Below are 22,182 nucleotides of genomic sequence, written 5' to 3'. Positions count from 1 at the left end.
TTTATTCGGCATACTGATACTTACTGTTATTATTGTCGGACTCTATATCGGTTTCCTGAAGTAAATTTCAGCAGTAATTCATAAACACGGTAAGCCCTTTCCATAATTTAACAATTAAATATTATCCGGCTATGCAATTTATATATTTTATCAGACCCCATAAAGAGAATTTTGCGGAAACTATGACAGAGGAAGAAGGGAATATTATGGGAGTACATTTTGAATACTTAAAGGATCTGCTGGATAAAGGTAAACTGATTCTTGCCGGACCTGAAACAACAGGTAAATTCGGGATTGCAGTTATTGAAGCGGAATCAGAAGATGAAGCCAGTAACATTATGATGAACGACCCGGCAGTAAAATCAGGTATAGTATCACCGGAACTGTATCCTTACCGCGTAAGCCTGATAAGAGCGAAATAGTGAAATAATAAATTGGTGAAATAGAGTTAGTAAGATTCAGTTTTATTGAATATTTCCACCCATTATCCTACTCACCTACTCATCTACTTACCTACGTACCTACTCAACAACTCACCTACTCATCTTTCTTCTTAAAATCAAGCGCGGCGGAGTTCATACAATATCTAAGCCGTGTGGGGGCGGGACCGTCATCAAATACATGCCCCAAATGTGCGCCGCAGTTTGAACATACTACTTCAGTTCTTTTCATACCCAGTGTATTATCGGTTTCTTCCTTAACATTTTCATCCTTAATTGGCTTAAAAAAACTTGGCCAGCCTGTTCCTGATTCGAATTTGGTGTCACTGCTGAAGAGCTCCTGGCCGCATACTATGCAGGCATACTTGCCTTCATCGTGGTTATCCCAATACTTATTACTGAAAGGACGCTCAGTCCCCTTTTCCTGTGTAACTTTATACTGCTCATCTGTGAGCTTTTCTTTTAATTCGTCTTTACTCATGACCGGTTTAAATTCTCCGCAAATGTTTGTGGAATCAGTTTGTTTTGTTAATTGCTGCTCATGCATCGCTGTTCTGCCGGGCTTTTCAGCGCACCCTGTCAGCATTACAAGCGAAATTATTAATGCCAATATACTCATTTTTTTCTGATTTTTTTGGATTCCTATATACTAACAAATTCACAGTTTAATTTGTTTCAATAACTAATGCATTGTATATCCGCCGGATGCAATTGCTATCCATATTGCCAGCAGATATGCAACTGCCAATGAGCCGGCTATTACTGCTACTGTCAGCAATACATTACTTTCTATAACCTCTATCTTCAAACTGGCTACATTTTGTAATGGCACAGATCTTTCAATATTCACATCTTCATAATACACAATTACATTGCTCACACCTTTATATTTAGGTCTTAACTTAGCTTCTTTTTCTTTTACATCTATTATTGTTCCGTCGTTTAGATAAATCTGAGATATCCTGTATGTTTTTTCAACCGGTACCTTGCTGCTTTCAACATATTCAATTTTGCTGGTAACACAGCCTGAAAAGCTCAGAATAACAATAAATACAATAACACTCAATACTACAGCATTCTTTATCATAAATTAAAATTAAGATTTTTAATAAATAGCTTAAATTGCATAATACTTACCCCATTTTCATACCTTCGAAAGGACTGACAATCATTAACAATAATAGAAAGAACAGGATAACAGAACCGATTATGATAATTACATTTAAAACAGTATTGCTTTCCAAAACTTCTATCTTCAGCAGTGATATATCCTTAAGCAGTATCTTTTTTTCAATATTTACATCTTCAAAATATATAATCACATTTTCATTGCCTATATAATTCAGCTTGAATTCGGGCTCTTTATCTTTAAGGTTTATTACACTGCCATCCTTCATAAATACCTCAAATATCCTGTAGGTCTTCCCTTTTGGAAACTCTCTGCTTTCAACATACTCAATTTTGCTGGTAACACAGCCTGTGAAAGAGATCATAACCAAAACTACTAATGTTTTAAAAAGAGTATTTTTATTAAAAATTACCATTATTATTTCCACATATAGCCAAATACAGAATCTGAGACGACATTTGTTAAACCGGTATTCAGGTCATACTTATATAAAGTCGGCAAATTCGGATGCGCCTGGCCATTGTAGATTATCTTTGTACCATCTGCTGACCACTTTCCTGGTGAATCATAGTCATAATGATTAACGGATATATTTGTTAAACCGCTTCCATCGGAATTTATCAAATGGATTTCATAAATTCCCTGCCCTATACTTTTCAAAAAGCAAATTTTATCCCCGTTTGGTGACCAAAATGGATTTATACCGTCTGTCAACACTCTATAATTATTTCCTGAAGTATCAATGATACAAACATTTGTTTCATTTCCCGGCTGTATTGCGGTTTGGTATACAATTCCGCTGCCATCAGGTGAAAAATCGAGTGAATGAAATTCCATTACACTCAGGCTATCCTTTAATAACTTCTTATTCGTTCCGTCAATATTTATCAGATACAGCCCATGCACTCCTGATGCCGGCTTTTCCAGAAATGCAATTCTGTTACCATTCGGTGAAAATTTTGGGAAAGTAAATGCGCCAAAAATGCTGCCCGAAAGAAGTAACTTTTGGGTTCCATCGATGTTTGATATATAAAGAGCAGCATTATTTTCTTCAGCAAATAAGACCTTTGATGCATCCGGAGAAATTTCAATATAATCTGGCAGGTTTTGAAAAGGAATTTGTAAAATTCCGTTTCCGTTTTCATCAGAATAATAAAATGCTGTAATGTTGTGCAACGAATTTATCCGCGCAAGCAGAATTATCCCGTTTTTGGATTTTGAGAATACTAAAAGCGAGTCATTGAATAATTTAAGCCCATTCTCACCATTCTTATAAGTGTATGTTGCAAAATTGAATGCTGTATCCTTTGATTTGATAATGTACATATCAAAATCAGCTGTTGGATTGCCCACATTATTATTTATAGTATCATCATTGCATGAATATATTGAGGCTAAAAGGATAAGCAGGGATATTATTAAAAGGTTTTTCATGGTTATATAATTTAGGTTGAACCAAATTAATAAATTTTTATTGATAAAACGAGATATTATATTATCATTATGTCCCCAACAGAGCAGAAAATAATAATACTTATTTCAATCCTCATTTTTGTTATTATATTGATAAGAGTCATTATATAAAATATTTTATAAAGAGCTGTTAATTTTCCGTTAGGATTACTTTTTTGCTGTTTTCTGGTTTATTTAGATTTTCTTTGAAATATTTCTTATATTTGTGCAGTGACATCAAATTGTAATTGTTAACTCCAATATTATATAATGCCTGTAATCTGTATAAAAACACTACCCTTAAGCAGACCATTAAAAATTAATGAGATTTTAAAAAGATTAAACCTGCAAATTTCTGATGCAGCAGGAATTGAGCCCGGGCATATCTGGTCATATTGGCAGTTCATTGAGCGGCACCAATATGCTGTTGGCGATACTACTGCGGCTGCAATGCAGGCAAAGACTCATTCACCTATTATTGAAATTACAGGTTTTGAGGGTAAATCAAATGAACAGATTGAAACCATAATGAAAACCGTTGCCGGAACATTAGCGGCTGAACTGGAAATTGAAGAATCAAATATATTTATTACTTATAATGAAATGGCATCAGGCATGGTTTTTGATGGCGGACAGGTCGTAAAAGCTTAACAGGATTTTTGTTTCATTATATTTATTTTAATTATTATTTTCACCATCTCAAAATTTAACTATACTTAATGAAAAGCAGCAAGGCTCCTAAGAAAACCTTTGTTTTAGATACAAATGTGATATTGCATGATTCTACCTGCATAAACCAGTTTAAAGAGCATGATATCGCCATTCCCATAACTGTGATCGAAGAGCTTGATCACTTTAAGCGTGGCAGCCAGGTTATAAACCTGAATGCGCGTGAATTTGCCCGAAAGCTCGATAGCCTTACAGGCTCAGCCCTCTTCAACGGCGGCGTGCCGCTGGGCAAAGGCAAGGGCAAGGTCTCCATTGCCCTTAGCAAAGGATTAAATGATGAGATACGCGATGTATTCAAAGAAGATACACCTGATCACCGCATACTCAGCGCAGCATTTGAAATTAAACAGCGTAAAACCGGGCACAGTGTAATACTTGTAAGTAAAGATGTAAATTTGAGGATGAAAGCCAAGGCAGTCGGCGTTCAGGCTGAAGATTATACAACCGATAAGATCACAAATGTTGAAGAACTATACAGCGGGAAAGAAACCATAGAGAATTTCAGCCATGATCTGATAGAAAAGCTCTACCAGCCGCCATTTGAAGTTCCCATAAAAACTACATTAAAAAAATCAAAAACCGAACAGGTTCCGAACAAATATCTCGTGCTTCGCAATGCAAGCCACTCAGTACTTGCTGCAATTGATAATAAGAACCAGATACTGCGTAAGGTTGATAAAAACCCTGTTTACGGAATTAAACCCCGCAACGCTGAACAAACATTCGCAATTGATGCCTTAACAAACCACAACCTTCCGCTTGTTACAATTACAGGAAAAGCCGGCACAGGCAAAACCCTGCTTGCGCTTGCATCTGCATTGAATGTTAAAAAGAACTACAGGCAGATATATATCGCAAGACCCGTCGTTCCGCTGAGCAATAAAGATATTGGCTACCTTCCCGGTGATGTGGAATCAAAGCTCGCGCCCTACATGCAGCCGCTATGGGATAATCTTAAGGTTATACAGGACCAGTACAGCGAAACCGAAAAGCAGCATCAGCAGATAACACAAATGGTGAAAGACCAGAAGCTGGTAATTGAACCGTTAAGCTATATTAGGGGCAGAAGTCTGCAGCGTATATTTTTCATTGTTGATGAAGCGCAGAATCTGACACCCCATGAAGTAAAAACAATTATAACCAGGGTTGGTGAAGGCGCTAAGATCGTTTTCACAGGTGATGTTTACCAGATTGACCATCCGTATCTTGATTCGCAATCAAACGGTTTAACATATCTTATTGAGCATTTTAAGGGTCAGGATCTTTACGCTCATGTAAATCTCATCAAAGGCGAGCGTTCAGAGCTTGCCGAGCTCGCAAGTAATTTATTGTAGATAATTTATAATTCCCCTCTTGAGAAGCTTGTCCCGCCCTGGCGGGAGGGTGTGTTTCTTCTTTTTAGCATCTAATTATTTTCTAATGAGGGCTAAAGCCCTTTTTTTGTGGGTGCACTTAACCCACGCCCTGAAGGGCATGGCTAATCATATTCCCCTCTTGAGAAGCTTGTCCCGCCCTGGCGGGAGGGTGTGTTTCTTCTTTGAGCATCTAATTATTTTCCTATGGAGCGAAATGTTAAAGCTGAATTTCAGTTAATAAAAAAACCCGCAGAATATTCCGCGGGTTAATTTTAAATTCTGAATTTATACTCTGTAATAAAACTCTTATTTCAATTTCTCAAGATTCTGTTTTGCAAGCTCATTATTGGGATCAACCTGCAATGCTTTTTTGTAGCTTTCCCTCGCTTTTGGAATTTCATTCATCCTTTCATAACAGGTACCAATATTATTATAAGCAGACGAAAATTTAGAATCTTTTGTTGCCGCAACTGTAAAATTTTCTATTGCTTCGGTGTACTTTTCCTGGTCCATATAACACATACCTATGTTATTATAATATCCCGCGGATTTATCAGGCATTAACTTGATAAGCTGGTTCAGCTCATCAATAGCCTTATCAAAATTCTTAGCCTGGTAATTTTTATAGGATGATTCTTCGAGTACTCTCACCTTTTCCATTTTTTCATCCTTTAACACGGGCGGCACAATCTGATTATCGCCTGTATTTTGCGGCGGCGGCAGCGCTTTCAGCTCTGCAAGCATATCCGATGCATTGTAATACCTTGGTGAGTGTGAACACAGCTTTTCAAGCCACTGGATCGCCATCGGAATATCGCCTTTTCGCTGATACATCTGCGCAAACGTGAACTGCGGCTCTGGTGAAAGGGTATCCAGCAGGAATGCTTTATTAATATAGTAGTAAGCTGAATCATAATTACCCTTTACCATAAACACCTTGCCAACATTATTATGCGCTATCAGCGTTTCCTTGCGCAGGTCAATCGCCTTCCTGTAATAAACCTCTGCAACATCAAAATTTCCTTTGTTTGCATATATATTGCCTATATTAACATAAGTCACAGTCCCCGGCCTGCCTTCAGCGCTTAGGAACAATATATCATTGGTTCTCCATTCTGCATTCCTGGCATATGTCATGTATGAAAATAATATAAGCACTGCCGCTGAAATTCCCATAACAAGGTTATAGTTCTTTTTAGTAAAATACCTGAATAGAGCAGCCGCAGCAATAATACTTACGAACATTGAAGGAATATACAAAAACCTGTCTGCCATAAAGTTCATAGTAGGCACTATATTTAAAACCGGCAGCAGTGTGACAAAAAATATTATTATTGCGTAAGAAACATACGGCGCGCGTTTAATGAAATAAACCGAAGCTCCGCCAAGTATCAATATAAAAAATACGGCAAACAGTGCTCTTATATCTGTTAAGCTTGAAATATCCGGCATGTATCCGCTATAATGGTAAAGCATACCATACGGCGCAATTGATAACCTGAAATATAGTGGCAATGTCTGCAGCATTGTTAAAATCGCTGTGAGTGTATCCATCTCATAAAAATAAAAATATGTAGGTCTTGGAACCGCTGTTCTTAATGCATACCATCTTAACAGCATAAAAAGACCCGATAACACTATTAAAGAACCGTAAACAATATAACGTTTTTTGAGCAGCTCTTTAAACTCTCCCCTGTTGATAATCATATCATACAGTATAACAACTGCAGGAAAAGTGATAGCCATTTCCTTGGAAAACAGCGAAAGAGCATACATTAATAGTGTAAGCGCAAGATTTTTATTTGACGGCTCTTTGCTGTATTTCAGATAAAAAATAAATGCGGCAAAAAAGAATGTGCATGAAAGCCCGTCCGTGCGCCCGCTGACCCATGCTACAACTTCTGTATGTATTGGATGAACAGCAAATATAAGTGCGGCGATCAGGATGATATAATCTTTATAAGGTGATTGTGACTTTTCAAACATCAGCCGCAGCAGCGCAAAAAACAGCAGCACATTTATAATGTGCATTATAACATTTGTTAAATGGAAACCGAAGGGCTGCAAGCCCCATATAGCATGATCTATAGTATATGAAGCTGAAACAACCGGTCTGTAATAAGCGCCAATTACCTTGTGAAATCCCATTTCACCTGTAAAGAACTTCGGGATATTGGAAAGCTCTGTTATAGTTGGGTCGCCTTCAACAACTGATTCATCATCAAAAACAAATTCATTCTGCAGTGAATTTGCATATACCGCAAAGGAAATCACTGCGAGTATTATATAGAGAACAATTTTATTGATCTGTACGGGTGTCTGCTCTTTTTTTACCTGCTTATCTATTGATTGTGTTTTTTTCGCTGTTTGATTCTTAGCCATTAATGGGTTTTTCTTTCTTATAATTTTGCGCCTACAACAAGGGTTGATTTTATTGTTTCAACTACACCGTTCTGGTCATTTAAAGCTTCCAGGAATATCACATAAATGCCAAGCCTCAGCTTGCGGTTCTCATCATCAATTCCGTTAAATACAACCTGACCTTCCGGACCCGATGCCTGGTTATTCATGATGGTTTTTACCAGCCTCCCCTTTACGTCATATATTTTCATTCTTACCTGTGAAACTGAATTTTTAAGCTTGTAGCTGATAATTGTAAAATCCTCGTAACCATCGCCATCGGGTGAGAACGGGTTCGGTGAAACAGAAATTTCTCCCGTTGCAAAATTGGTATTTGTATAGATACTGTTCTTCAATCCGGGGGAACCGCCATTGGGGAAAGTACAGCTGCTCCAGTTCTTACCGTCATTGCCGTTAAGTGCGGGATTTATCTTTTCTAGCGATCTGCCTGAACCCGGCAGGTTTGGATTATACCAGTTATCGGAATAATACACACTGTCTATCATTGTTCTGAACACATCGGCAATTTTAACAAGGTCACCTTCATTGCTTAAGTTTAAGGATCCCGGTATAAATACTTTCTGAGTGCTGTCAGGTGTTCTTAAGTACGGGAAGGCGTTATAGATATTTGTATCAGCTGCAATAACTGCATACATTCCCGGTTTTATGATAGCCGAACATGTATCAGTAATTCCTTTTGATCCGCTTGATTCAGAAAGCAGCCAGCCAACTATATTAATATTATTGGCAGTAGGATTGTAAAGCTCAATATACTCAGGCTGTCCCGTAAGCGGAGCTGCCATTATTTCATTAATTATAAGATCATTTCTATGGTAATGTACCGCTGCTGAAATTGAATTTATTAAAGTCGGTGTTGACCTTTCACATGCTATTGAGCTTGCCCAGTTGCTTGAATCATTTGATACACCGTTAATATCTATACGCTCTAGCGATGAATTATCACCGCCCCATTCCGGCAGGAAATCAACTCTGTCAGAAACAGCGCCGTTAATTTTGTAAATAATAACCGCGTCGCCGGTGTTATTAAGCGATGGGAATGATGAATTGATAATTACTTTTGCGGAATCTATTGAAGGATGGTTTGTAAATATTGCGCCGCTTTGCGAAATAACGGCATAACTTTGCGGGTTAAGGAAGTAATCATTTGCTGTAATATTAACCTGTGTTAAGCTGTTATCTGAAACTTTCCAGTTCTTTAAGTTTACAACAGAATCTGAGTTATTGAATATTTCCACCCATTCACACTCACCCGCCGGGAAGTCATACATAATTTCATTTATTATAACTCTGCCTGCAGTTGAGCCACCTGCAACTTCAATTGAAGCTACATATTTGTTATTGCTTGTATCTTCATCAGCGCCGTAATTCACAACTGCAATGTATTGGCGCAAGCCTGCACTATCGAGTATCTGCGAGTATGTTATGTTTACGGAATCACCTGCATTCAACACACCGGTTGAATTCACAGTGGATTTAAGCTCATTAGGAGTTGCAATACTATCCTTATTGTAATCATCATAAAATGATACAGAGTAAGATGGCGCGGAATTGAGTCCCCTGTTTTTAACCTGCGCTATGATCCCAAGCGTATCACCAAGTGCAGGCAAAGTGCGGCTGAATGTTATTTTGTTCAGCGCAAGATCGTTTGGCTTTGGGGTTAAGCTGTTAACTTTGTTCGGAGTAGCTCCAATAGTTGATACACACGTTCCCCAGTTGCTCTGCTGATTTGTTGGCGCTGTGTATGATACTCTTTCCAGTGACTTATTATTTGCGCTTCCGCCCCATGACGAGGTGAATGTGATACTATCAATAATTGTACCGGTTGAATTGAACAGCACAAGGTTATCACCTGTGTTATTCAATGCGCTCCATCCTGTTGATTGCAGGTAAATACCCGGATTATTGGGATAGAACAGCTTCACTGCGGCTGAATCTTCACACACCACGGCAAATCCGTTTGCGGGAATATTTACAGCCTGTGTTGTAATTGTATGCTGTGTTGAAGTTGCGTCCTTCCATTTCCAGTTGGCAAGGTTAACGGGATTTGATGACTTGTTGTAAATTTCAAACCATTCCTTTCCTGTTCCGGTTGTGGGGGCGTACATAATTTCATTTATTACCAGTGAATCAAATCCGCCGCCGCCTGGTATTACTGTTACAGTTCCCGTGCGTTTATTATTTGATGTATCTTCATCAGGTGCGTAAGTGACCACGGTAATAAATTGCCTTAGTCCAAGTGAGTCCATTACTTTAGAAGTATTGTAGTTAATAGAGTCACCCGAATTTAACGGTGAAGATGAATTAACGGTATTAATTAATTCATTCGGGGTTGGATTTCCGTCTTTATTGTAATCATCATAAAACGATACGCTGTAAGTGTTGGCAGTTACTGTTCCACGGTTCTTAACATTTGCAGTTATCTGCAGGTTATTACCTATTACGGGATTATTATTACTGAATGAAAGTATATTCAGCACCAGGTCATTGGCAAGCGGTGAAAGGCTGTTACGCAAACCGGGTGTTGCCCCCGCTGATGCAATAGATGTACCCCAGTTGCTCTGCTGATTTGTCGGAGCCGTCGGGCTTATTCTTTCAAGTGAGCGGCTGCCTGTTCCTCCGCCCCATGTATTTGTGAACTGAATTGAATCAACAACAACATTTGATGCATTGAATATTATCAGGTTTTCTGTGCCTGTATTATTTAATGAGCTCCATCCGGTTGATTGAATGAGCAAACCTGTAAATCCCGGATAAGCTGTTCTGAAAGCTGAAGTATCCTGGCAAATAACAGCGTAACCGCTTGCAGGCAGATCTATATTCTGTGTGGTAATTGTTCTTATTGTAGCTGTTGCGTCCTTCCATTTCCAGTTAGCCATGTTGAAAGGCGCTGATGTATTATTATAAAGCTCAAACCATTCATTGGCTGCAGGTGTTGGCGCGTACATAATTTCATTTAATGCAACATCACCCGGATTCTGTGAAAAGGTTAAGTTACATAAAATCAATAGTAAGCCTGCTGCCTTCAGGAATTTAATTTTCATATTATTGCTAAAAATGATAAAATATATTTGTAAATTTACAGAAATAAATGATGTATTACAACGAAAATGAAAACAATGAAAAATATTAAATTCCCGTTAGTTTTAAAGGTATTCGTGCTTATTACAGTGATGTTCACATTAAACGGCTGCAAGAATATTCACGAAACACCCGATGGCGCAGTTGTGGCATTTATAATAGCTGCAGAACAGCGTGATATGACAAAAGCGTGGAATATTCTGAGTCCCGAGCTGCAGGCACACTATAACTCGCTGGGTGAAAAAATGCGTAAATCAGGCAGAGGCGCGCTGGAAAATGAAATTGCCAGGATAACCAAATTCAAAAAAGTAAAAAAAGATTATACTATAAGCGTTGATCCGGCAAATGGCGAGGTAATTAAAATTGTTATGAATTCAGGCCCGGAATTCAAAATTGAGACGGTTAAAACTGATAATGATTACAAGATAAAAAATTCCGCTTCTATGAAAAATCTTTTGGAAGGCATTGCCGCCGAGATCACGAATAAAGAAGTATATTAAAGTCAATTTCAATCTAAAATTTTCCTGTTTTGCGAGGAAGGATTTATTTGTCGTCCTGAGCGGAGTCGAAGGACAGTTGTAATATCAACCTGAACTTAATACCACAACAGCCTATTGGAGGGAAATAAAAAAAGCCGCATTAAATGCGGCTTTTAAAAAAACAAATTAGTTTCTGAACTATTTAATTAACACCATTTTCTTTGTTTCTGTCACGATGAGCGTCTTGCCCTCATGAGGGTTGGGAGTCAATGGGTCAACAGCCTCAAGCCTGTAAAAATACACACCGCTTGGAATGTTTGATGCATCAAAGTCAGTTTCGTATACACCCGCCTGGAGATTTTCGTTCACAAGTAAACTTACCTCTTTACCTAATGCGTCGTAAATGCTCAACTTCACATAACCAGAGTGCGGCAAATTAAACCTTATCTTTGTAACCGGATTAAACGGGTTTGGGTAATTCTGATTCAGTGAATATGATTTTGGAATTACTGTGGAAATGGGGGTTATGCCGATTGGAAAAATAGATTCAACAAGCCTGTAAATCTTGCCTTTATCCGTACTTAAATAACCATAATATTTGTTTCCAACCCTGATGAAATCAAATGTGAAAATATTTTCCCCGGCTGCTATAGGAATATTCATTTCATTCCAGTTAACACCATCATTAGTAGTTTTATATATTTTCAACCCTGAAGCGGAAAACCAAGTTTGAGTGCTGTCAATATTTTTTATTCCGACAAAGCCCTCAGTATTACCGCTCGAAAAGTACTCAGGGGAACTCCAATTTATTCCTGCATTTATTGATTTAAATCTGTACACATTAAAACCCGGGGCAAACAAAAATCCGGTTGTATTATTTATATTGAATACCGGGGCTAAGATCCACATATTATTTGAGACCAATGAAATATCTTTTATCAACCAGTTATCTCCTCCGTTTGAAGTGTACCAATAACGCAGACTACCGCAATTAATACCCGGACAATTCATTCCTGCATATATATGAGCCGGGTCTTTAATACTTACATCAAAAATGGTATATTCTGTTGTAAATGGAATACCTTGCCGCAGCCAGTTCATACCTCCGTTAGAAGTAGTGAATAGGACACTTATGCTTGAATCATTTTCAAACTGACCGGCAACAACGTGATCAGGATATCGGACGTCAATACTATAAGTATAACCGAATAAAACTGAATCACGTATAATTAGCCAATTATTACCAGAATTGTTTGTTCTGTATAATCTCCCGTTAACGGCATTCATATAGGCGGTGTCTTTGTTTACAGCGATCAATTTATTAGGTCTGTATATACCGGAAGAATTAACTGTACTTAAAGCCTGATTTTCTTTCTTGTAAATTTGCCGATTGTTTATTGAATCAATTGCTACGAACCACACGTAATTAGAATCTATAACAGATATTGACGTAACACCTGTTGTGCTGTTGGCAAACTGATAATCCAAAACCCACTGCGCTGCAGTGGGTTTTGATATCAATAATATAAATACATAAATTAATATTCTCTTCATTTTATAAGTAACATTTTCTTAGACTCAATATAATCACCTGCCTCAATTTTGTAAATGTATAAACCACTGGGTAAATTTGATCCGTCAAATTCTACAGAATATTGTCCGGCCACCTTACTTTCATTTACCAATACCTGTATCAATTGCCCTAAAAGATTGTAAATGCTAACTTTAACAAATGAATTTGTGCCTATATCATAGTTAATCACAGTTTTAGGATTAAAAGGATTTGGGTAATTGTTATGAAGCGTAAAACTGTAATTTGAAGTGATATTGTTATTTCTCAAATTTAAAACTTTTGAATAGCTATTTCCTACTGTATATCTTCCGTTGGTTTCAATTATAAAATCTCTAACCCAGCCATTTTCAGGTTCAGGTATTGAATCAAACATCATAGTAATATAATCTGAACTATCCATTTCAGCATAGTTTAAATCTTTTATGGTGAGGAGCTCTGTAACATTCTCGTTGTTTATTGAATGAATAGCTGCATTCATTGATAACTCTGTTAATGTAAAGCCGCTGTACGCAATAGGAACTACTGCGAAATAAGAAACTGAATAATCGTTTTGCCAGTTAATTTCTACATGATCTACTGCATCATTTAAATTTGAAAAAGGAATCACAACTTCTGACATATTTTCTCTCATCGCAAATTGTCTATCAATATGATTATTTGGGTCAATAAAAATATAAGCAACACCGCCTATGCCTTTGGGGCCAATGGGTTCTCTATCAAGATTTCCTAATAAAGCCATGCTGTCAGGAATAATACTGTTTAGTATGTTTTTATATTTCTTTTTGAACCTACCTGCGGCATTTGATTGCGCTGATGAATCATAATGTGCGTAAATATTATCTCCGGAATTCCCCGATACGATCAATTTGCCTTGGTAATAATATTGTATATTAGCAGTTATATTCGTCCCGTTTCTATTTGCGTCATCTGGCCCTTGCACGATAGTAGTATCATACATAACGATATCATTGTGTTCTGTTACCGCAATTTTTGTGCCAAGCGGATGGTCAACAGCATAAAGTTTAACCATATCAATATAATCATGGTCGTTTTCATGTTCAGCAATTTGAATTGAGAATTTTCCGTTTATTATGTTTGGTTGAATTTGAAGTTTATATTTGTCAGTTATATCAACATTCGCAAAATTATCGAATTCTGAACGGTGTAACAGATTGTTGTCAGTCATATACAATGTTGAATCACTGTTCCAAACATATACAAATGGGCAGCCACCACCGCCTGAGGGTGGGGGTCGAAAAGTTGCACGCGGATATATTGGATTGGAAAATTGAAATTGCGAAGAACCCCAATCATTCACGGCTGTTAATTTTATTGAATAGTTCAGGATGCCATTTTCACAATTAGGATATTGACCAACAACCGTGCAATTTGTATTTTGATAACAATTATAGAGATTAGGACAACTAACTCCAAAGCTGTTTGCAATTTCGAAATACGAATTTGAAGTACCTGCAGATAATTGAAGTCCATTTGGTAAGGGGGACTGATTTTGACATCCGCCGTTAAAGCTACCGCACCTTCTATATTCCCATGCAAAATTCATTGGTTGCGTGCCTGTAAATTGGCTAGTAAGACGGATCTTTTCATTCCAAAAAACATTGTAATCAGGTTTGTCTTTTAAAACGTTAGTAATGTTAGGAGGTGAATTTGCTGTTTGGCCTGTTTCAACTGTGAACCAATACAATAATCCTGCTGTTAACCTAATCGCATTTTTCATACAGTAATGGGCTATTGTTTCAAAATTTGATTGTGAAATTCCATTTTCACCATGTTGAGAAAAAATATTCCTATCCCAAAATGGCGCTCCATTTAAAAATTGGCTTGTAAATAATGGTGGTTGGTTGTATTCAGATTCTCCATCTGCATCATTACTAGGAAACCTGCTGGCTATTTGGTTCATTGTAAAAGCCAAATAGAAAACCGGGTCAACACCGTAACCGTACGGATTTACAAATTGTCCTCCAGTATTAGCAGCAGTGTAATTTTGATACTGCCCGTCCATTCTTGTCTCATAAGAATCACCCCTGTAACAAGGAAAACCGTCAGGGTGAGCATCTAAATGTGTGTGTGCAGGAACACTTTGGTCAACTAAGCAATGTGTCATCCTTCCAAAAATTTCATAGACAAAATATTTTCTTGAATCGCCTAATCTAACTCTCAGAGGCGGATTATAATTTTCCCAAGTACCATTATAATCAACATAACGTCCCGTAATTTCCATATAACCAGTTTCGTACAAATTATTTGGTCCTGTAATCAAACCTTGATAACGCATGCCAATAGGACCAAAGCTAACAACTTCATAAGTGCCCCCTTCCCACAAATTAAAAGTAACTGATGTTATTGGATCACCATTTGGCAAAGTATATTGTTTTTTAAAAATCCACCCACCATTTTTATATAGTTCTAACCTATTCCAAGCACTAGCGGGGACATTACAATGAGCAATCAAACATTCATCTAAAGAGAAGGTGCCGAATTCATTTGGATTGTCTGGAGTACGTACTTTCCAAAAATGTGTACTAGACGCTACATTCCAACAAGTATAATTATAAATTAGGTCTTCATCATCTTCTCTGTAAGCACCTGCTAGAATTCGCCCTTTATCATACATATACCAAGGTCCATTATTTCCATTATCAATCATCCATGTTTTCATTTCAAAATAATCAATTACTGGGTAACTCACTTTTAATAAATTCCATGCTTCCTTAACAACATGTTTGTGTGCATCTTGGACATGATCAAACTGTGTAAATAAATTTGGGGTGTAAGTTAAAATGAAAGTAATAAGTAAAGTTTTTAAGAGATTCATTATTCCTCCTTTTAATTTGTTAAAAATTGAAAACCTGCTGTTATCAAAGTATTGCGAAAGCCGCCAAACGGATATCGTAAACTGAACGATATTCCAAAATATTCAGTTGTTGAATACATGTAGTTCAATGCAACGAAGCCGGATAAACCCCCTCCAATACCGCCGGAACCGGACGAATTCCACACGCCAAATACTGCTGAATGTAATGCTAAACTGCTATGCTTTGTCTTCAAGAATTTATATCTCAAACCTGCTGAAGAATAAGAAGTATTAGTTTTTAATTTACTTTCAAAGAACTGGCCGTACTCTATCAATAAAAATAGCTTCTTCAATGATAAATTAATACTGAAGTTCCCGATCACTCCTGATGTCATAATTTTCTGTTTCAGATCATAGTTCAGAGCAAAAGCAATCCCAAATCCAAACGGAAAATTCCGTAGGTTGTTCTCTGAATTTGTATAATGTGATTTAAGTTTTAATACAATACTTGATTTATTATTTGTAAGGGTATTAATATTATTAGTTACTTGGCAAAAGGTTTCTACTGCATTTAAGGTAGAAATGGTTAGTAATATAACAGCAAAATAATTTAGGGTTTTAAGGTTCAAGTTTCTATAAAGTTTTCATAACGTTTAGGTAATTTAAACAAAGATAACATAGTATTTTTGTTTTGTCAATAGTTAAGAATAGTTTGCATTAAAAAATCAGAAATATTTTATAATTTAAGTATAATTATTAATCATGGTTTCCAAATTATTATGTACTTTGTGACGTTTCGACAATACTGCAGTAGTAAACAGTAACTTACAAATATGTGAAATCAAATGTAAATTAACAAACAAAAAGCCGCATTAAATGCGGCTTTTAATTTTATATAAATAATTTTTTAGTTACCTGTAATTTTCATACCTGAAAGTATCCCAAATCGGCGAGACCAGCCTGTAGTCACCAAACCCCGTATTATCCACAAATACAAACTGCTTGTTATCCTGGTAGTATTCCCATATCTCGTACGGTTTGGAATCCATATCATACGGATGTCTTTCTATATTATTAGGCTCACCGAATATCACATAAACCATTCCCATATCAGTTCTCCACCCCTGCGTATAAACATTCCCGAAGAATTTATTTGCAGCCGTTATCCTTCTGTAGTATTCCTGCATTACTTCATTACGCTTGGTGTTGGGGCTGGGATCCTTCTTCTTCCAGAAATCAAGGAATCTTTTTTGCTTTTCAACATCTGTTTTGCCGTCGCGGATAAAATCCATTTCATCGCCTTTTGCAATATACTGAAGCTGCTCAACAAGTATATCTATATCCTTCATCGGCAGCGGAAAGTCAAGGCTCAGGTTCTCAAACCATGAATCAGTTGTAGAGTTGTAATTATTGCTGGCTGCGGTTATTTCAATTGTATATTTCCCGTAACCGAATTCCGCTGTTGGCACAGCCATAAATACCTGGTTCTGGAAAGATATTCCGCTGGTTACATCAAGCACTTCCTTTTTATTGTAAACTTCCTTCTTTTCCGGGTCAAGTATCCTGCAGTTCAGTTCTATTTTTTCATCATCGTTATTTTTATAAACATAATAGAACAGGTAAAATGTATCAATTGCGGCAACGTTTCTGCCGACATCAGGTGTTATTATCTTTTTACCGTCATTTGAAGAAAGCCTGGATACTATCATAACATCACTAATGCTAAGCGGCGGTGTTGAATAATCTTCAACCGTAACTTCCCGCTTTTTTTCGGTCTTGTTCTTTGTGCTCTGCTCATAAACAGAAACGAACACTTCATAATCACCCGGCGGAAGGAACATATTGCGGGTTAATATCTGCGCATTTTGTGAAAGGTACTCCTGTCCTGTTTCCTGTGTGCTTACTTCTTCTTTGGAAACATTGTTGTAAATAACATTACCGGCTTTATCTTTAACATCTATATTCAGGTCAAACTTCGAAATATATGTATTCTTGATTGTTTTGGATTTTTTGAATTCCATGTTCTTAAGCGGAATTTCAACGTATATATCCACGCGTGAACGCGTACCTTCGGTGGAATAAAAATTCAGTATATCCAGGTTAAACAGCTCAGGCTTCGGATGAAATTCCTGTGAAGCTGCAGGACTTATGAATAAACTGAGAAAGAGGGCTATCTGCAGTATTATAGTATATAATATTCTCATTTTGGTATGATTTTATGAGATTTTTTGAATTTTTCTTAAATTAATATAATTAAAGTGAAAATTCAAATGAAAAACCGGAAATTATTAATTCTAACATTACAAACAAAATTTCCGTTTTGCGGGTTCTGTTAGTTTGACTATTTTAAACACAAGCTGTGACAACAAAAAAGGCGCATAAAAATGCGCCCTTTTATTAACTCCTTTAAGCATTACACATTAAACCTGAAGTACACAACGTCACCATCTTTCACTTCGTATTCCTTGCCTTCAACACGCATAAGACCTTTTTCCTTAACTGCATGCTCGCTGCCAAGCTTTACAAGGTCGTCATAGCTCATAATTTCAGCGCGTATGAAACCGTGCTCAAAATCTGTGTGAATAATACCCGCCGCCTGCGGCGCCTTTGTGCCCTGCACAAAGGTCCATGCATGTACTTCCTTTTCGCCTGCTGTGAAAAATGTTTTAAGTCCCAGTAAATGATATGCTGTATGTATCAGCTTATCAAGTCCTGCTTCTTCAATACCAAGCTCTTTTAAGAACTCAGTCTTCTCATCAGGCTCAAGCTGTGATATTTCAGATTCAATACCTACCGAAAGAACTATAGCTTCTTCACCTTCCTTTTGCGCTATTTCCTGTACTATCTTAGAGTACTCATTGCCTCCTATATTTTTATCATCAACGTTGGCAACATACAGCACATGTTTATCGGTTAACAGGTTCAGCTCATGCAGATGTTTGTAGTCATCAGGCGAATGCGTTTTTTTGTATTCATTGATGTAATACTTTGCAAGCCTGCCTGATTCAAGATGTTTTTTCAGCTCAATGTAGCTTGCATATTCATCCTTTATCTTCTTATCGCCGGTCTTAAGCCCTTTTTCAGTCTTCTGTATCTTTGCCTCAATTGTTTCAATATCCTTTAAGATAAGCTCTGTCTCTATTATCTCAATATCAGCCTTAGGGTCAACCTTGTTGTTAACGTGAATGACATTTTCATTTTCGAAGCAGCGCACAATGTGAACAATTGCGTCAACTTCACGGATGTGCGAAAGGAATTTGTTGCCAAGCCCCTCGCCTTTTGATGCGCCTGCAACGAGTCCCGCTATATCAACGAACTCAATTACCGTTTTTACAATTTTTTTGGAGTTGTACAGCTTTACCAGCTCATCAACACGCTTATCAGGTACGGTTACAACACCGATGTTAGGTTCTATTGTGCAGAACGGATAATTGGCAGCTTCTGCCTGCTGGGATGAAGTTAAGCAATTGAACAGGGTTGATTTACCTACGTTCGGTAATCCTACGATACCGCATTTTAAGCCCATTAGTTTCCTTTATTTGGTTTCTTTTATACTTGGTGGAAACCGTTAAAACGGTTTCAAAATAACTTGAATCAATTTGTCCCACGACTAAAGTCGTGGGCTAAATGAAATCTTTGTTTCAACAAAAATTAATCCAACATAGCCCACGGATTTATCCGTGGGTTAAAGATATTGATCTTTTTCAAAAACCGTTTTAACGGTTTAAAATTGAAAATCTATTTTGTAAATTAAAACACTATCCCCGGATAAAAAATAACATACAGCAGGTACATTACACTGCAGCATGTCACGGGGATTGTAAAATTATCATCAACCGGCAGGCTAAGACCGTCTGCCACTGTTGTTACAATTACTGCAATAAGTACAATTGTATATTCAGTAACCGTATAAAAATATTTCGGCGCAAGGAACATTATAAACAGCCCAACAACAAAAAATGTAATTGTACCAACGTATGACCTGTTAGGTGCATACTGTTTCTTCCCGAAAAGCCTGCCTGCCAGAGCAGAGGTGCTGTCAGCGAATGAAAGCATCAGCAGACCCGTTACAGCAATCAGCTTCGGGAATAGTATTATGCAGAATATCGCGGCAAATATCACCCACGATGCGCCGTTTATGCGGAAGCGGTTCCTGTCATACTCATGCTCGCGGAGCATATGTTTAAAATTCTTCAGGTAAAGGTCATAAATAAAATTGCTTTTATATTTTACCAGCTCAACAATAAACATTAACACAAGCAGTATAGCAAGCACCAGCAGCACGATCTCTTTTTCAATGAACAAATAGCCAATAGATATCGATGCTGAAGAGTAATGTATCAGCTTGCGGTATATTTCGCCGTGAAACGGCGTTGTGGAATTTGTATTTATGTATTCTTTCTGCAATCTATAAAATTAAACATTAGTGCCGTTAATTTTTCATATTTTATTACGGTTGAAAGTTAAGCCAAATTCTAAAATGTTCTCTCCCCTCTCCCTTTGGGAGAGGGGTTAGGGGGTGAGGGTCATTTATGAATTCCCGATTTAAACTAGTACACTATTTGCATGTGAATCTCTCAATCCCAAAAATAAAGCCTGCCTGTAATTAAATTGCCAGGCAGGCATTTTGTAAAAATTATTTAATTGTAATTTTAATCTTTTTTATCTGTTGATTTATCATCATCAGCTTTGATCTCAGATCCGGTATTTTCAGTTTTACCGTTCACACCGTTCAGTGCGGCCGTATCGCCGTTCACCTTTATCTTCTCATACGGCGGCAGCGCTTCACCGCGCATGATCTTATCAATTTCCTCATTATCAAGTATTTCACGCTCCAATAATGCCAAGGAAAGTTTATGCAGCATATCAACATTATCACTCAGAATTTTTTCAGCTCTTTCCATTTGCGTCTTAATGATCTTCATAACTTCTTCATCAATAGTAATTGCGGTATGTTCACTATAATCCCTGTGCTGCGCAATTTCTCTACCTAAAAATATTTCCTCTTCCTTTTTACCATAGTTTACCGGTCCTAACTTATCACTCATTCCCCAGTCACAAACCATCATTCTGGCTAACTTACTGGCTCGTTCAATATCGTTACTCGCGCCTGTAGTAAGCTGATTAAAAATTATCTTTTCGGCTGCCCTGCCGCCGAACATCATAGCGATTCTGCCTTCAATATACTCTCTTGAATGAGTATGCTTTTCATCAATAGGAAGATATGCTGTAACACCCAAAGCTCTTCCTCTCGGAATAATTGTTACTTTATGTATTGGGTCGGTTCCGGGGATCATTTTAGCTACAAGTACATGTCCTATCTCATGATAAGCCGTAGTCTTTTTCTCATCTTCAGATATCAGCATGCTTTTTCTTTCAAGCCCCATCAGAACTTTATCTTTGGCTTCTTCAAAATCAGCCATGGTCACAACATTCTGGTTCTTGCGTGCAGCAAGTAGTGCAGCTTCATTTACTAGATTTGCTATATCCGCTCCGGATAGCCCAGGTGTGCCTCTTGCAAGAATATCCAGCTTAACACCTTTATCAAGAGGAATATTTCTTGCGTGAACTTTAAATATTCCTTCACGGCCTTTTACATCGGGTCTGTCAACAACAACCTGTCTGTCAAACCTGCCGGGCCTTAAAAGAGCCGGGTCAAGTACATCAGGCCTGTTTGTTGCGGCTATAATTATTACACCCGCATTCTGTTCAAAGCCATCCATTTCAACAAGTAACTGGTTCAAGGTCTGCTCACGTTCATCATGTCCGCCGCCGAGACCCGCACCGCGGTGCCTGCCGACAGCATCAATTTCATCAATAAAAATTATACACGGCGCGTTCTTCTTGCCTTTTTCAAAAAGGTCACGTACTCTTGATGCCCCAACACCAACGAACATCTCAACAAAATCAGCTCCTGAAATACTGAAAAACGGCACGCCGGCTTCGCCTGCAACTGCTCTTGCAAGGAGTGTCTTGCCTGTTCCCGGAGGTCCAAGCAGTAAAACGCCTCTTGGAATCTTGCCGCCAAGCCTCTGGAACTTTGAAGGCTCTCTTAAAAACTCAATAATTTCTTCAAGCTCATACTTTGCTTCATCAGCGCCGGCAACATCTTTAAATGTAACGCGAAGCTGATTTTCGGTTAGCATCTTGGCTTTGGATTTACCGAAGGAGAATATTCCCTTGGTTCCGCCGCCCTGCCCCTGCATCCTGCGCATTATAATAATCCAGAATACGATAATAAGTATCCACGGCAATGCGCCTATCAATGGACCTATCCAGCTTGTATCTTCCTTTTCTATGCGGAATGCTATCTGCTTATCGTTCCATGTTTTGATAACTGCGTCATCAATATTGGTGTATGGCAAAAGCACTGTGAACTTATCTGCTGATACCTGGCGGCTGCCAACATTCAAAGGCTCAGCCTGTTTTAATACGCCGTGAAATGTGAATGTGTTATCAAGCTTTTTTACGACAGCTTCTTTTATCTTGTCTTCGGCAAGGAGCTTCTGGTACTGGTCAAAGCCTATTTCTACTTCTCCGCCATCACCTGATTTTGACCATATCATAATCAGGAAAAAGCCGAAAAGTATCGCGCTCCACCCAAGAACCACTTTAAATACCCTGTTCCAGTTGAACTCTTCGTTCCGCCTTTTTTTAGGAGGCTTCTGGTTTGAACCGTTATTTGAAAAATCTTCTGACATCTATTATTTT

Annotated in this window: 17 protein-coding genes; 4 read left to right on the top strand and 13 right to left on the bottom strand. The window is 37.8% G+C overall.

Annotated elements, in window-relative coordinates; all coding sequences use genetic code 11:
• Positions 1–131 precede the first annotated feature (131 nt).
• Entirely contained in the window at positions 132–422 is a 291-nt protein-coding gene (locus tag J0M37_10335; GenBank protein ID MBN8585484.1) for a hypothetical protein, read from the top strand.
• Positions 423–537: 115 nt separating this feature from the next.
• Here the strand turns inward: J0M37_10335 and msrB are convergent, their stop codons facing one another.
• From msrB to J0M37_10315, 4 genes are all read right to left on the bottom strand, one after another.
• Complete coding sequence (gene msrB, locus J0M37_10330) at positions 538–987, bottom strand: peptide-methionine (R)-S-oxide reductase MsrB (protein ID MBN8585483.1); 450 nt, start codon at positions 985–987, stop codon at positions 538–540.
• Positions 988–1,122: 135 nt separating this feature from the next.
• Positions 1,123–1,527 carry a hypothetical protein gene (locus J0M37_10325; protein MBN8585482.1) on the bottom strand — a complete coding sequence of 135 codons (405 nt, stop codon included), beginning with the start codon at positions 1,525–1,527 and terminating at the stop codon, positions 1,123–1,125.
• A 46-nt stretch (positions 1,528–1,573) separates the two neighbouring features.
• Positions 1,574–1,984, bottom strand: a complete 411-nt coding sequence (locus J0M37_10320) for a hypothetical protein (GenBank protein ID MBN8585481.1) — start codon at positions 1,982–1,984, stop codon at positions 1,574–1,576.
• 2 nt (positions 1,985–1,986) lie between these two features.
• The gene (locus J0M37_10315; protein ID MBN8585480.1) at positions 1,987–3,003 is read right to left on the bottom strand and encodes a PD40 domain-containing protein; all 1,017 of its coding nucleotides are present in this window, start codon (positions 3,001–3,003) and stop codon (positions 1,987–1,989) included.
• 288 nt (positions 3,004–3,291) lie between these two features.
• On the opposite strand from J0M37_10315, the gene J0M37_10310 reads away from it, so the two are divergent.
• Complete coding sequence (locus J0M37_10310; GenBank protein MBN8585479.1) at positions 3,292–3,672, top strand: tautomerase family protein; 381 nt, start codon at positions 3,292–3,294, stop codon at positions 3,670–3,672.
• A 68-nt stretch (positions 3,673–3,740) separates the two neighbouring features.
• Complete coding sequence (locus J0M37_10305) at positions 3,741–5,084, top strand: PhoH family protein (GenBank protein ID MBN8585478.1); 1,344 nt, start codon at positions 3,741–3,743, stop codon at positions 5,082–5,084.
• Between the two features lie 327 nt (positions 5,085–5,411).
• Here J0M37_10305 and J0M37_10300 read toward each other — a convergent pair whose 3' ends face one another.
• A complete protein-coding gene (locus J0M37_10300; GenBank protein ID MBN8585477.1) occupies positions 5,412–7,487 on the bottom strand; it encodes a tetratricopeptide repeat protein in 2,076 nt (691 codons plus the stop codon).
• A 17-nt stretch (positions 7,488–7,504) separates the two neighbouring features.
• On the bottom strand, positions 7,505–10,567 hold the full coding sequence (locus tag J0M37_10295; protein ID MBN8585476.1) for a lamin tail domain-containing protein: 3,063 nt from the start codon (positions 10,565–10,567) through the stop codon (positions 7,505–7,507).
• A gap of 75 nt (positions 10,568–10,642) precedes the next feature.
• Here J0M37_10295 and J0M37_10290 point away from each other — a divergent pair, with 75 nt between their 5' ends.
• Entirely contained in the window at positions 10,643–11,104 is a 462-nt protein-coding gene (locus J0M37_10290) for a hypothetical protein (protein ID MBN8585475.1), read from the top strand.
• A gap of 177 nt (positions 11,105–11,281) precedes the next feature.
• Here the strand turns inward: J0M37_10290 and J0M37_10285 are convergent, their stop codons facing one another.
• From J0M37_10285 to ftsH, 7 genes are all read right to left on the bottom strand, one after another.
• Positions 11,282–12,637 (bottom strand): T9SS type A sorting domain-containing protein, encoded by a 1,356-nt coding sequence (locus J0M37_10285; protein ID MBN8585474.1) that lies wholly within the window; start codon positions 12,635–12,637, stop codon positions 11,282–11,284.
• A complete protein-coding gene (locus J0M37_10280) occupies positions 12,634–15,492 on the bottom strand; it encodes a T9SS type A sorting domain-containing protein (protein ID MBN8585473.1) in 2,859 nt (952 codons plus the stop codon). Before J0M37_10280 ends, J0M37_10285 begins: the two co-directional genes overlap by 4 nt.
• 11 nt (positions 15,493–15,503) lie before the next feature.
• Positions 15,504–15,824: a hypothetical protein gene (locus tag J0M37_10275; protein MBN8585472.1), complete on the bottom strand. Its 321-nt coding sequence runs from the start codon at positions 15,822–15,824 to the stop codon at positions 15,504–15,506.
• A gap of 558 nt (positions 15,825–16,382) precedes the next feature.
• Positions 16,383–17,675 (bottom strand): GWxTD domain-containing protein, encoded by a 1,293-nt coding sequence (locus J0M37_10270; GenBank protein MBN8585471.1) that lies wholly within the window; start codon positions 17,673–17,675, stop codon positions 16,383–16,385.
• Between the two features lie 209 nt (positions 17,676–17,884).
• Positions 17,885–18,997, bottom strand: coding sequence for a redox-regulated ATPase YchF (gene ychF / locus J0M37_10265; protein ID MBN8585470.1), 1,113 nt, complete (start codon positions 18,995–18,997; stop codon positions 17,885–17,887).
• Positions 18,998–19,221: 224 nt separating this feature from the next.
• Positions 19,222–19,878 (bottom strand): hypothetical protein, encoded by a 657-nt coding sequence (locus tag J0M37_10260; protein ID MBN8585469.1) that lies wholly within the window; start codon positions 19,876–19,878, stop codon positions 19,222–19,224.
• Positions 19,879–20,123: 245 nt separating this feature from the next.
• A complete protein-coding gene (gene ftsH / locus J0M37_10255; GenBank protein MBN8585468.1) occupies positions 20,124–22,172 on the bottom strand; it encodes an ATP-dependent zinc metalloprotease FtsH in 2,049 nt (682 codons plus the stop codon).
• Positions 22,173–22,182: the final 10 nt, after the last annotated feature.

It is taken from the genome of Ignavibacteria bacterium (assembly GCA_017303675.1).
GTDB lineage: Bacteria > Bacteroidota > Ignavibacteria > Tepidaquicellales > OLB5 > OLB5.
Note: the sequence above shows the minus strand (reverse complement) of the source record. Positions and strands in the feature narration are given on the sequence as shown.